Origin of the sequence: Acidovorax sp. CCYZU-2555, from assembly GCF_018413525.1 — a bacterium.
GTDB lineage: Bacteria > Pseudomonadota > Gammaproteobacteria > Burkholderiales > Burkholderiaceae_C > Comamonas.
Genome location: NZ_JAHCDD010000068.1, coordinates 20,851 through 32,958, shown reverse-complemented (window position 1 = coordinate 32,958; position 12,108 = coordinate 20,851). Strand labels below are relative to the sequence as shown.

The following is a 12,108-nucleotide window of genomic DNA, read 5'->3' as shown; positions in this document are numbered from 1 at the left end:
ATCCATCTGAGCAGCGCCGGTGATCATGTTCTTCACATAATCAGCGTGGCCTGGGCAGTCAACGTGAGCGTAATGGCGACCGGCGGTTTCGTATTCGACGTGCGAGGTATTGATGGTAATACCACGGGCCTTTTCTTCAGGCGCCTTGTCGATTTCGTCGTACTTCTTGGCTTCGCCACCAAACTTGGCGGACAGAACGGTTGCGATAGCAGCCGTCAGTGTCGTCTTGCCATGGTCAACGTGACCAATGGTGCCCACGTTGACGTGGGGCTTGGTGCGCTCGAATTTTCCTTTTGCCATTTTTCCGACTCCGAAAAAAATCTAAAACTACACAACAGGACTCGGCGCAACCATCTAGCGGAAGCACCAGAAAGCTGGTGCCCATGGCGGGAATCGGACCCGCGACCTCTCCCTTACCAAGGGAGTGCTCTGCCACTGAGCCACATGGGCATTCAAACTGTCTTGCGACAATTCAAATAAAAAACGCTACACACAAATTGGAGCGGGAGACGGGAATCGAACCCGCGTCATTAGCTTGGAAGGCTAGGGTTCTACCATTGAACTACTCCCGCACTTTTCTGTGCGTCGATGCTGGCATAAGCATCTTCAAACTCTTCAACCAAAAACTGGTGGAGGGGACTGGATTCGAACCAGTGTAGGCGTAAGCCAACAGATTTACAGTCTGCCCCCTTTAGCCACTCGGGCACCCCTCCGAAGAATTCGATTGTAGCAGCATTTTTGACGTCAAAAACAAATCTGCTATTTTTTCGCTTTATTTCGTACTTTCGTACAAGACTGGTGCGGCTGGCGGGGATCGAACCCACGACCCTTGGCTTCGGAGGCCAATACTCTATCCACTGAGCTACAGCCGCCCCGGACCGAGGTCCAAAGCAATCGGCATTGTCGCACGACTTTGCCTGGAATTCACGTAATCGCGCTATCTACATAGCCGCAGGGCAGGCGCGCGCCACCGGTCAGCGGGTTGGGGATGGTCGTAGCCTCGGCAAACGCCGCCGCCACCGCCGCCTGTGGCAGACCCGCGCCCACGAGATACACCTGGATTGCCGCAAGACCGTCCTTTTCAAGATCGAAGCCCTCGACACTCATGAGCCACGAATGCATCAACCCATCCAGCAGCGAGCGCAGGCCTATGGCCAGCAATTGCGGCGGGCCGTTCAACTGCAGCCGCTGCTCCTGCGCCACGGCCGCGAAATCCAGCGCCAGCTGGCGCGTGAATTCGTTCATCGATGAGGTATGCCGCACCTGCAATGCCGCCAGTTCGCCGACAAACTCCATGCGATGCATCAGTATGGTGAACACGCGGCGAATGCGGTCATCGGTCACCAGGCCGTTCAGCAGCAGATACATCACCCGGCACATGCGCGGCAGCGGCCCGGCCTCCGACAGCTGGCCCACGCCCCCATACATTACCTGATCGAGCGGCATGGTCACGCGGTCGATCATGGCGTTGAACAGATCGAGCTTGTCCTTGAAATGCCAATAGACCGCGCCACGCGTGGCGCCGGCCTCCTTGGCGATGGCCGCAAGCGACGACTGGGAAACGCCTTGCGCCAGGAAAACCTGCTCGGCGGCATCCAGCAAGGCATTGCGCGTCGCTACCGCATCTTCTTTGGTTCTACGGGCCATGACATTTCTCCAGATATTGGTAGTGCGCGGCGTGCACACACTAGTGCGCAGGAAGCGCACTGAGGTCACAATGTCCTCAGTTCAGGCAGGGGACTTATTATACATTCATGGATGTATGTACAATCGCCAAGCTCTTTTCAGGGGCATTGCGCGCCTGTGCTCGTCATATTGACACGCACGCCTTGCATGCTCCGACGCTGATTCATTCCTAGGAAAAAACCATGCACAGCACGCGCAACGCGCCCGACGCCCAACCACCCCGTCGCCTATACCGCCACGCCACCCTGGTGCTGGCCATCTCGGCCGCGCTCACGCTGGCCGCATGTGGCGACAAGCCGGCCGAAGGCAAGCCGCCTGCAGCCGCCGGTCAGGCACCCAAGGTGCAGGTCGGTGTCGTGGTCGCCACCCCCGGCGATGTGGGCCTGGTCACTGAACTGCCGGGACGCGTCGAAGCCTCGCGCGTGGCCCAGGTGCGCGCTCGCAGCGCCGGCATTCTGCTCGAGCGCCTGTTCCGCGAAGGCAGCGACGTCAAGGCCGGCCAGGCGCTGTACCGCATCGACGCCGCTTCCTATGAAGCCACGGCGCAAAGCTCGCGCGCCGCGCTGGCCCGCTCGGAAGCCAATCTCGCGCAGGCCGCGGCCCAGCTCGAGCGCTACAAGCCCCTGGTCGCCGCCAATGCGATCAGCAAGCAGGACTTCGTGAACGCCGAAGCCGCATATAAACAAGCGCTGGCCGATGTCGCTGCGGGCAAGGCCAATGTGCGCACGGCCGAGATCAGCCTCGGCTATGCCAAGGTCACGGCCCCCATCTCGGGCCGCATCGGCCAGTCGCTGGTCACCGAAGGTGCGCTGGTCGGCCAGGGCGAAGCCACTCCGCTGGCCGTGATCCAGCAGATCGACCCCGTCTACGTCAACTTCACCCAGTCGTCGAGCGAAGCGTTCAAGCTGCGCAAGGCCATGGCCGAAGGCAAGCTGAAGAAAGCCTCGGGCAACGACTCGGCGAGCGTGAAGGTGATTCTGGAAGACGGCAGCGTCTACGAACGTCCGGGCAAGCTGCTGTTCACCGACCTGACCGTCGACAGCGCCACCGGCCAGGTCACGCTGCGCGCCGAAGTCCCCAATCCCAAGGGAATGCTGCTGCCAGGTCTATATGTACGCGTGCAGGTTGAACAGGCCCAGGCCGTGAACGCCATCACCCTGCCCCAGCAGGCCGTGACACGCAGCGAGAACGGCGACATCGTGTCGGTGGTCGGTGACGACGGCAAGATCTCCCAGCGCAGCATCAAGGTCAGCGCCGCGCAGAACCAGCAATGGATCGTGCTCGACGGCCTCAAGGCCGGCGAGAAGGTCATGGTCGATGGCTTCCAGAAACTGCAGATGATGCCGCCGGGCACGCCCGTGACGCCGGTGCCATGGACAGCGCCTGGCTCCGCACCAGCGACTGCGGCACCCGCTGCAGCCGCAGCCCCGGCCGCAGCAGCCCCGGCTACCGCACCTGCAGCCGCGGCTGACAAGTAAAGGCGTCCGTCATGGCCAAGTTTTTTATTGAGCGCCCCATCTTTGCATGGGTGATCGCGCTGTTCATCATCGTGATGGGCGCGGTATCACTCACGCAATTGCCGATTGCGCAGTACCCTCCTGTGGCCCCTCCGGCCATCGTCATCAGCACCGCCTATCCCGGTGCTTCCGCCCAGACCCTGGAAGACAGCGTGCTGTCCGTGATTGAGCGCGAGATGAACGGCTCGCCCGGACTGCTCTATATGGAGTCCGTGGCCCAGGCCAACGGCACGGGTTCGATCACCGTGAGCTTTGCGCAGGGAACCAATCCCGAGCTGGCCCAGGTCGACGTGCAGAACCGCCTGTCGCGCGCCACGCCGCGCCTGCCCGCAGCCGTGACACAGCAAGGTGTGAAGGTCGACAAGTCGTCGGCCAACTTCCTGCTGTTCGCGATGCTGGCGTCGAAGAACCCCGAATGGGATACGACGGCGCTGGGCGATTACGCGACGCGCAATCTGGTGCCCGAACTCCAGCGCGTCACCGGCATCGGTCAGGTGCAGCTGTTCGGCTCCGAACAGGCCATGCGCATCTGGATCGACCCCGCCAAGCTGCAGGGTTTCAACCTGTCGTCGGCTGAAGTCACGGCCGCCATCCAGTCGCAGAACGCCCAGGTCGCGTCCGGCGCGATCGGCGAGCTGCCCAACATCACGGGCCAGTCGATCTCGGCAACGGTCACCGTGCGCGGCCAGCTGTCCACGCCCGAGCAGTTCGGCAACATCGTGCTGCGCGCCCAGGCCGACGGCTCGACCGTGCGCCTGAAGGATGTGGCACGCATCGAAATCGGCCAGCAAAGCCTGTCGACCTCGGCGCGCCTGAACGGCCAGCCCGCCGTCGGTATCGGCGTCCAGCTGTCGCCCTCGGGCAATGCGCTGGCCGCCGCCAAGGATGTGCGCGCCAAGCTCGAGGAACTGCAGAAGTTCTTCCCTGAAGGGGTCGAATGGTCGATTCCTTACGACAGCTCGAACTTCGTGAGCATCTCGATCAAGCAGGTCGCGAAGACCCTGGTCGAAGCCGTGGCGTTGGTGTTCCTGGTGATGTTCCTGTTCCTGCAGAACTGGCGCTACACCATCATTCCAACCATCGTCGTGCCTATCGCGCTGCTGGGCACCTTTGCCACGCTGCTGGCCCTGGGCTTCTCGATCAACGTGCTGACCATGTTCGGCATGGTGCTGGTGATCGGTATCGTGGTGGATGATGCCATCGTGGTGGTCGAGAACGTCGAGCGCATCATGGAAGAGGAAAAGCTGCCGCCGCGCGCCGCAACGCGCAAGGCGATGGGCCAGATCTCGGGCGCCATCATCGGCGTGACCGTGGTGCTGATCTCGGTGTTCGTGCCGCTGGCGTTCTTCGCCGGCTCCACGGGCAACATCTATCGCCAGTTCGCCACCGTGATGGTCGCCTCGATCGCCTTCTCGGCGTTCATGGCGCTGTCGCTGACGCCCGCGCTGTGCGCCACGCTGCTCAAGCCCGTCGACCACGACGCCAAGAAGAACAAGTTCTTCACCTGGTTCAACCGCCGCTTCAGCCAGACCGCCAAGGGCTATGAAAGCGTGGTCGCGCGCATGCTCAAGAAAGCCGCACGCTACCTGATCATCTACGCCGCCATCCTCGGTGCCGCGGCGCTGATCTTCAAGAACCTGCCCACCTCCTTCCTGCCCGGTGAAGACCAGGGCACGGTCATCGCCAACGTCCAGCTGCCGCCCGGCGCCACGCTGCAACGTACCCAGGCAGTGATGGAAGAAGTGGAAAAGTTCGCGCTCAAGCAGCCTGAAGTCTCGAGCATGGTCAGCGTGCTGGGCTTCAGCTTCTCGGGCCAGGGACAGAATGCCGGCCTGGCGTTCATCACGCTCAAGGACTGGGGCGAACGCCATGGCGCGGAGCATTCGGCGGACGCAATCGCCGGCCGCATCATGGGCGCGATGTCCGGCGTGCGCGACGCCTTCGTGTTCGCGCTGAGCCCGCCGCCCATTCCCGAACTCGGCAACTCGTCGGGCTTCACGCTGCGCCTGCAGGACCGTGGCAGCAACGGCCACACCGCGCTGGTGAACGCACGCAACCAATTGCTGGGCATGGCCTCGCAAAGCAAGGTGCTGACCCAGGTCCGTCCCGAAGGCCTGGAAGATGCGCCGCAGCTGCAGATCGACATCGACCGCGACAAGGCCAGCGCCCTGGGCGTGGCGTTCAGCGCGATCAACTCGACGCTGTCCACCTCGCTGGGTTCGAGCTACGTCAATGACTTCCCGAACAAGGGCCGTCTGCAGCGCGTGATCGTGCAGGCCGACGCGCCTGCGCGGATGCAGGGCGAAGACCTGATGCAGCTCACGGCGCCCAACGCCCAGGGTGCACCCGTGCCGTTCTCGGCCTTTGCCACCACGCGCTGGGTCGTCGGCGCGCAGCAGACGCTGCGCTACAACGGCTACCCCGCGATGAAGATCACCGGCGTGCCCGCACCCGGCTACAGCACGGGTGATGCGATGGCGGAAATCGAGCGCATGGTCGCCCAGCTGCCCGAAGGCTTCGGCTACGAATGGACTGGCCAGTCGTATGAAGAAAAGCTGGCCGGCTCGCAATCGCTGATCCTGTACAGCTTCGCCATCCTGGCCGTGTTCCTGTGCCTGGCCGCGCTGTACGAAAGCTGGACGATTCCGCTGGCGGTGATTCTGGTCGTGCCGCTGGGCGTGCTCGGGGTGGTGCTGGGCACGCTGCTGCGTGGCTACTCCAACGACGTGTATTTCCAGGTCGGGCTGATCACCATCATTGGTTTGACGGCGAAGAACGCGATTCTGATCATCGAGTTCGCCAAGGACCTGCAGGCCCAGGGCAAGAGCGTGGTTCAGGCCGCGATCGAAGCCGCCCACCTGCGATTCCGCCCGATCATCATGACCTCGCTGGCCTTCGGCCTGGGCGTGGTGCCGCTGGTGCTGGCCTCGGGCGCAAGCTCGGCCAGCCAGCGCGCGATCGGTACCGGCGTGCTCGGCGGCATCATCACCGGCACGGTGCTGGCGGTGTTCTTCGTGCCCGTCTTCTTTGTGATCGTTCGCTCGCTCTTCAAGGGCAAGAAGCACGCCGAGGACATCGATTCCCCCGAAGCTGCTGCCCACAACCCGGAGGCCTTGCGCCATGATTAACCGCTGCACTCCCGTGGCGCTGGCAGCGGCCTTGCTGATGGCCGGCTGCTCGTTCATTCCCACCTACGAGCGCCCCGCGGCGCCCGTGCCCGCCGCCTACAGCAGCGCCTCGCAAGGGGCTGCCGATGCGAGCGCGCAGGCGGCTGCCGCTCTGCCCTGGCAGGAATACTTCACCGATGCCCGCCTGCAACAGCTGATCGGCCTGGCGCTCACGAACAACCGCGACCTGCAGGTTGCGGTGCTGAACATCGAGCAGGCCCGGGCCCAGTACCGGATCACGCGCGCCGACCAGTTCCCGACCATCAACGGCGGCATGACGGCGTCGCGTGCGCCCGATACGGTCAATGGCGGCTACGCCAACGCCTACAACGTGGGACTGCAGACCACGGCCTGGGAGCTCGACTTCTTCGGCCGCGTCGGCAGCCTCAAGCAGCAGGCACTGGCCCAGTACCTCGCGAGCGAAGAAGGCATGCGCGCCGCGCAGGTGAGCCTGGTGGCTTCGGTCGCCAGCGCCTGGTACACGCTGCTGGCCGACGAGGAATTGCTCGCGATCTCGCGCCGCACCCTCGAGACGCGTGAAGCCTCGGTCGATCTGACCAAGCTGCGCTTCGACGCGGGCGCGACCTCCGAGCTCGACTACCGCCAGGCGGTGTCGCTGACCGAAGCCGCGCGCGCCACGCTCGCCCAGCAACAGCGCCAACGTGCGCTCGACGCGAATGCGCTGACCCTGCTGCTGGGCCAGTCGCTGCCGCCAGAGATCAATGCGAGCATTGCCGGCACGCGCCTGAACCAGGTGCCGGCGCTGACCCCGCTGCCCGCGGGCCTGCCCTCCGATCTGCTGATCCAGCGCCCCGACATCCGCCAGGCGGAGCAGGTGCTGATCGGTGCCAACGCCAACATCGGTGCGGCGCGCGCGAATTTCTTCCCGCGCATCGCCCTCACGGCGCAGGTGGGCACGGCCAGCGGCGAACTGTCGGGGCTGTTCAAGAGCGGCGCCTGGGGCTTCACGCTCGCCCCGTCGGCGCTGCTGCCGATCTTCGATGCCGGCCGCAACAGCGCCAACCTCGACGCCGCCCAGGTGGGTCGCCAGATCGCTGTCGCCCAGTACGAGAAAGCCATCCAGACCGCATTCCGTGAAGTCTCCGACGCGCTCGACAGCCAGGCCACGCTGCAGGAGCAGGACCGCGCCCAGCTCGCCCAGCTCGAAGCGGAAACCGTGCGCCTGAAGCTGTCCGATCTGCGTTACAGCAACGGCGTGTCGAGCTACCTCGATCTGCTCGATGCCCAGCGCACGCTGTTCACGCTCGAGCAGTCGGTGGTGCAGGTGCGCCTGGCGCGGGTGCAGAACCAGCTGCTGCTGTACAAGGCACTGGGCGGTGGGGTCAGCTCGGTCACGCCGCTGGCCAGCAACGCGCAGGCCCCGGCCACGCAACGCTGAAATACCCATGCGCCAGCGGCAACGCGGCACACGGCAAAGGCCATGACCTTAGGGGCATGGCCTTTTTTCTTGCGCCAGATCATGACCTGTGCAGCTTGGTTGCCGTAGTGCACACGCACGGGGAAACGCGCAGCAGCCAAACACCAGGTGACCCATATAATTCCCTGCTGGTCTATACCCCTAAAAATATTGAGGATGTCATGAGCGCCACCCCCCACGAAGAAGCACATGCAGGCCCGATCAAGAACCCCAAGCAGTTTCTGATCGCCGTCTGTCTCTCTTTTGTGATTCCGGTCCTGGTCATCATCGGCCTGGTGACCTTCGTCAACTCCGCCAGCAAGCCCGGCCCGGGCGTGGGCAATGCGGAGATGGCCAAGGCCCAGCGCCTGCAAAAGGTGGGACAGGTGGAAATTCGTGACGCCAACCGTCCGCTGCGCGGCGGCGAAGCGGTCTACAACGGCCAATGCGCGGCCTGCCATGCAGCCGGGGTTGCCGGCGCGCCCAAGTTCGGCGATGCCGCGGCCTGGGGCCCGCGCCTGGCGCATGGCTTCGAGGCCATGGTCGAAGCCGCGCTCAAGGGCAAGGGTGCGATGGCGCCCCAGGGCGGCGGCGATTTCAACGACACCGAAATCGCACGCGGCGTGGTCTTCATGGCCAACGCGGGCGGCGGCAAGTTCGATGAACCCCAGGCGCCGGCGCCGGCCGAAGGCGAAGCCGCAAAGTAAGAACGCTGCGCGCTGTCGACGAAGAGGCCTGCGGGCCTCTTTTTATTTACCGGACCGCGGCCTGTTGCGCCGGGCTGCGCACAAAGCCAAAGCGTTCGGGCAGGCTGCTCGCAAGAACGTCCTCCTGCGACCAGCGCTGCTGCTCCAGCGCGTCGGCGACCAGGCCCACATCCTGGCTGTGCACCAGTCCCAGGCCCAGCGCAGTCACCAGATAGACCCGTCCCTGTTCGTCGACCAGACAAGCTTCGGGCGTGGCCAGCGCACCGGTCTGGGCCTGCACCTCGCCGCCGGGCTGCAGGCGCCAGACAAAAGGCGCGGCTTCGAGCTCCACATAGACGCGCTGCGGCCCGTTCTGGAAGAACCAGCGCCCCAGATCATCCTTGGCATAGTTGCGTGCGATGAAGGCCAGCAGCTTCTCATGCTCCAGAAGTGAGCCTTTGCTCTGCTCGAACGGACCGAGTGCCTGCACCGCGTCGTCGCGCAGGAACCAATGGCCGCGCGCGTCTAGCCCCAGCCAGCCAAAACAATCGGGTACGTTGGGCCATTTGGCCATCGCCTGCTTCACGATATCGTCCATCACGGTCTCCTTGGGTTCGCGGCCTGCTCCTACCTACCCTCCCCGGGGTAGATGCGGCACAATCTGCTGCACAGGCAGCTACCGCTGCCATCTCGCCTGTCACCGGGTGCCAGCACAAGCCTACTATGAAACGCCTACTCGCCATTCTGTTCACGGCCCTGGCCCTCACCGGCTGCGGCTACAACGATTTCCAGCGCCTGGACGAACAATCCAAGGCCGCCTGGAGCGAAGTGCTCAACCAGTATCAGCGCCGCGCCGACCTGGTGCCCAACATCGTCGCGACCGTCAAGGGCGAGGCCAATTTCGAGCAGGAGACGTTGACCAAGGTGATCGAGGCGCGCTCCAAGGCCACGTCCATCCAGGCCACGCCCGAACTGATCAACGACCCCGCGGCCTTCGCCAAGTTCCAGCAGGCCCAGGGCGAACTGTCGGGCGCGCTGTCGCGCCTGATGGTGGTTTCCGAGCGCTACCCGCAACTGCAGGCCAATCAGGGCTTTCGCGACCTGCGCGTGACGCTCGAAGGCACGGAAAACCGCATCACCGTCGCGCGCAACCAGTACATCCAGACCGTGCAGGCCTACAACGTGCTCGCGCGCAGCTTCCCGACCAACCTGACGGCAAAAGTCTTCAGCTACGCGCCCAAGGCGAACTTCACGGTGCAGAACGAAGCCCAGATCTCCGCGCCGCCTAGCGTCGACTTCTCGAAGCCCGCGCCTGCGCCGGCACCGGCTCCCGCACGCTGACGCGGTCACCCCATGCCGTTCACGCTGGCCTGGCGCTGGCTGCTGACCCTGCTGCTGATTGCCTGCGCACCGCTGCAGGTTGGCGCGCAGGCGCTGCAAGCCGTTCCCGCCCTCACCGCACGGGTGATCGATCAGACCGGCACGCTCACACCCGCCGATCGCACGCAACTCGAAGCGCAGCTCGCGGCGATCGAAAGCCAGCACGGCTCGCAAGTGGTGGTGCTGATGATCGCCACCACGGCGCCCGAAGACATCGCCGCCTATGCCTACCGCGTTGCCAGCAACTGGAAGATCGGCCGGAGTGATGTCGGTGACGGCCTGCTGGTCGTGGTCGCCAAGGACGATAGGCGCATGCGCATGGAAGTCGCGCGCGCGCTCGAAGGCGCGATTCCCGATATCGCGGTCGCGCGCATCATCGACGAGACCATGCAGCCGCGTTTTCGCACGGGCGACTACGCCGGCGGCCTGGGCGCGGCCATCACGCAGATCGGTTCGCTGATCGCCGGCGAGCAGCTGCCGCCGCCAACCAAGAAGCCGTCCCAGCCCAAGGACGATCTCGACCTCGAGTCGCTGGCCATCTTTCTGTTCATCGCCGTCTCCGTGCTGCGGCCGCTGGCCCGCCGCATCTTCGGCAACCGTTTTGGCGCCTTGTTGATGGGCGCAGGCACGGGCGCCGTGGCTTTCTGGCTCACGACCAGCCTGCTGCTCGCGGGCGGCGCCGGCGTCATCGCGCTGCTGATCACGCTGCTGTCCAACGGCAAGGGCATGCACATCGGCGGCGGCGGCTTCGGCGGCGGCGGTGGTTTTGGCGGCGGAGGCGGCTTCAGTGGCGGGGGCGGTGGCGGCTTCAGCTCGGGCGGCGGCGGAAGTTTTGGCGGCGGTGGTGCCTCGGGGAGCTGGTGAACATGCGCAACTGGATTCAACGCCTCGCACGTCTGCTGCGCCACCGCTGGGCCGAAGGCCGCATGCAGGCCGCCGTGCCCGACGAACTGCTGGAGCGCCTGGGCCGGCGCGTCGCCGCGAGCGAACAGCGCCACACGGGCGAGATTCGCATCTGCGTCGAAGCCGGGCTGCCGCTGTCGTATGTGTGGCGCGACGCCTCGGCGCGCGAACGCGCCGTGGCGCTGTTCGGCAAGCTGCGCGTGTGGGACACCGAACACAACAATGGCGTGCTGATCTATCTGCTGCTCGCCGACCATGCGATCGAAATCGTCGCCGACCGGGGGCTCACGCGCGCCATTCCCGCCGACACCTGGGAAAAGCTGGTGCGCGAGATGGGCACGGCCTTCAACGACGCCCACTATGAAGACGGACTGACCCAGGCCCTGGCCTATGTCACGGCATTGCTGCACCAGCACTTCGCGACCGGCCCGAACGCGGCGCCGCGCACCGATACCGATGAACTGCCCGATGCGCCGGTGCGACTGCGCGCCGGCCAAGGCATCAAGCCCTGACACATATTCAAGACGGCGTGAAGGCTTGGTCACACCTGTCACTACATGTGATAGCGTTGCCGCATTCCCTTTTCAATACCGGAGCTTTCCATGAAGACATTGGCAGTCATAGCACTGAGCGCAACCCTGGTCCTGGCCGGCTGTGCCAGCCTGGGCAACAACAGCACCGAAACTCCCATGGTCTATGACTACGTGCTGAGCTGCAAGCTCAAGGAAGACGATCCGCGCAAGTGCGAAGCCCAGGTCAAGGCACTGTGCCCCAACCCGGAAACCGCCCAGCTGCACAAGCGCCGTGTGGTCGACCCCAAGGACAACGCGGTGGTCTACGTGTACCAGGCAAAGTGCGATTGATCGCGCCAACGCTTCAGGCATAAAAAAACCGCTCCGAGGAGCGGTTTTTTCTTGTGCGCGGAAAGCTCAGCGCTTCTGACGGAACTTGCGCAGGGCAGCGATTTGCGCTGCCATGACGGCCAGCTCGGACTGGGCCTTGGCCAAGTCCAGCTCGCCCTTGGCGTTCTTCAGTGCTTCCTCGGCGGCGGCCTTGGCCTTGTTGGCCTTCTCGTCGTCGAGGTCCTTGCCACGGATAGCTGTATCGGACAGCACCGTGACGCAGTTGGGCTGCACTTCGAGGATGCCGCCGGCCACGAAGACGAACTCTTCGCTGCCGTCCGCCATCTCGATGCGCACCGAGCCGGGCTTGATACGCGTGATCAGCGGCGTGTGGCGCGGGTAAATGCCCAGTTCGCCGGCTTCGCCAGGCAGCGCGACGAAACGCGCTTCACCCGAGAAGATCGACTCTTCGGCACTGACCACATCAACGTGGATGGTGTTCATCTTTGC

The 12,108-nt window shown here is 64.4% G+C and carries 12 protein-coding genes and 4 tRNA genes; 8 read left to right on the top strand and 8 right to left on the bottom strand.

Annotated features, from left to right (window positions below; translation table 11 throughout):
- The 6 genes from KHY18_RS20700 to KHY18_RS20675 all read right to left on the bottom strand — a co-directional run.
- The coding region (locus tag KHY18_RS20700) for a GTP-binding protein (protein WP_249729145.1) at positions 1-300 on the bottom strand (300 nt) is incomplete at its 3' end.
- A gap of 75 nt (positions 301-375) precedes the next feature.
- Positions 376-450 (bottom strand) — tRNA-Thr (locus KHY18_RS20695).
- Between the two features lie 48 nt (positions 451-498).
- Positions 499-572 (bottom strand) — tRNA-Gly (locus KHY18_RS20690).
- Positions 573-627: 55 nt separating this feature from the next.
- Positions 628-713, bottom strand: a tRNA-Tyr gene (locus tag KHY18_RS20685).
- Positions 714-796: 83 nt separating this feature from the next.
- Positions 797-872, bottom strand: a tRNA-Arg gene (locus KHY18_RS20680).
- A gap of 52 nt (positions 873-924) precedes the next feature.
- A complete protein-coding gene (locus KHY18_RS20675; RefSeq protein WP_213304255.1) occupies positions 925-1,647 on the bottom strand; it encodes a TetR family transcriptional regulator in 723 nt (240 codons plus the stop codon).
- A 221-nt stretch (positions 1,648-1,868) separates the two neighbouring features.
- Between KHY18_RS20675 and KHY18_RS20670 the strand changes: the two genes are divergently transcribed.
- The 4 genes from KHY18_RS20670 to KHY18_RS20655 all read left to right on the top strand — a co-directional run bounded on the left by KHY18_RS20670 (position 1,869) and on the right by KHY18_RS20655 (position 8,494).
- On the top strand, positions 1,869-3,164 hold the full coding sequence (locus tag KHY18_RS20670) for an efflux RND transporter periplasmic adaptor subunit (protein ID WP_213304252.1): 1,296 nt from the start codon (positions 1,869-1,871) through the stop codon (positions 3,162-3,164).
- 11 nt (positions 3,165-3,175) lie between these two features.
- A complete protein-coding gene (locus KHY18_RS20665; RefSeq protein ID WP_213304249.1) occupies positions 3,176-6,331 on the top strand; it encodes an efflux RND transporter permease subunit in 3,156 nt (1,051 codons plus the stop codon).
- Positions 6,324-7,769: an efflux transporter outer membrane subunit gene (locus KHY18_RS20660; protein WP_213304246.1), complete on the top strand. Its 1,446-nt coding sequence runs from the start codon at positions 6,324-6,326 to the stop codon at positions 7,767-7,769. The genes KHY18_RS20665 and KHY18_RS20660 overlap by 8 nt, the downstream gene beginning before the upstream one ends.
- A 200-nt stretch (positions 7,770-7,969) precedes the next feature.
- Positions 7,970-8,494: a c-type cytochrome gene (locus KHY18_RS20655; RefSeq protein WP_213304244.1), complete on the top strand. Its 525-nt coding sequence runs from the start codon at positions 7,970-7,972 to the stop codon at positions 8,492-8,494.
- A 46-nt stretch (positions 8,495-8,540) separates the two neighbouring features.
- On the opposite strand, the gene KHY18_RS20650 is transcribed toward KHY18_RS20655, so the two are convergent.
- The gene (locus KHY18_RS20650) at positions 8,541-9,071 is read right to left on the bottom strand and encodes a DUF2946 family protein (RefSeq protein ID WP_213304242.1); all 531 of its coding nucleotides are present in this window, start codon (positions 9,069-9,071) and stop codon (positions 8,541-8,543) included.
- Between the two features lie 125 nt (positions 9,072-9,196).
- Between KHY18_RS20650 and KHY18_RS20645 the strand changes: the two genes are divergently transcribed.
- The 4 genes from KHY18_RS20645 (at position 9,197) to KHY18_RS20630 (ending at position 11,619) form a co-directional block, all read left to right on the top strand.
- Entirely contained in the window at positions 9,197-9,814 is a 618-nt protein-coding gene (locus KHY18_RS20645) for a LemA family protein (protein WP_213304240.1), read from the top strand.
- A gap of 12 nt (positions 9,815-9,826) precedes the next feature.
- Positions 9,827-10,717 (top strand): TPM domain-containing protein, encoded by an 891-nt coding sequence (locus KHY18_RS20640; RefSeq protein WP_213304238.1) that lies wholly within the window; start codon positions 9,827-9,829, stop codon positions 10,715-10,717.
- A 2-nt stretch (positions 10,718-10,719) separates the two neighbouring features.
- On the top strand, positions 10,720-11,268 hold the full coding sequence (locus KHY18_RS20635) for a TPM domain-containing protein (RefSeq protein ID WP_213304236.1): 549 nt from the start codon (positions 10,720-10,722) through the stop codon (positions 11,266-11,268).
- A gap of 90 nt (positions 11,269-11,358) precedes the next feature.
- Entirely contained in the window at positions 11,359-11,619 is a 261-nt protein-coding gene (locus tag KHY18_RS20630; protein ID WP_213304234.1) for a hypothetical protein, read from the top strand.
- Positions 11,620-11,685: 66 nt separating this feature from the next.
- On the opposite strand, the gene KHY18_RS20625 is transcribed toward KHY18_RS20630, so the two are convergent.
- Positions 11,686-12,102, bottom strand: a complete 417-nt coding sequence (locus KHY18_RS20625) for a F0F1 ATP synthase subunit epsilon (RefSeq protein WP_213304231.1) — start codon at positions 12,100-12,102, stop codon at positions 11,686-11,688.
- Between the last annotated feature and the right edge of the window lie 6 nt (positions 12,103-12,108).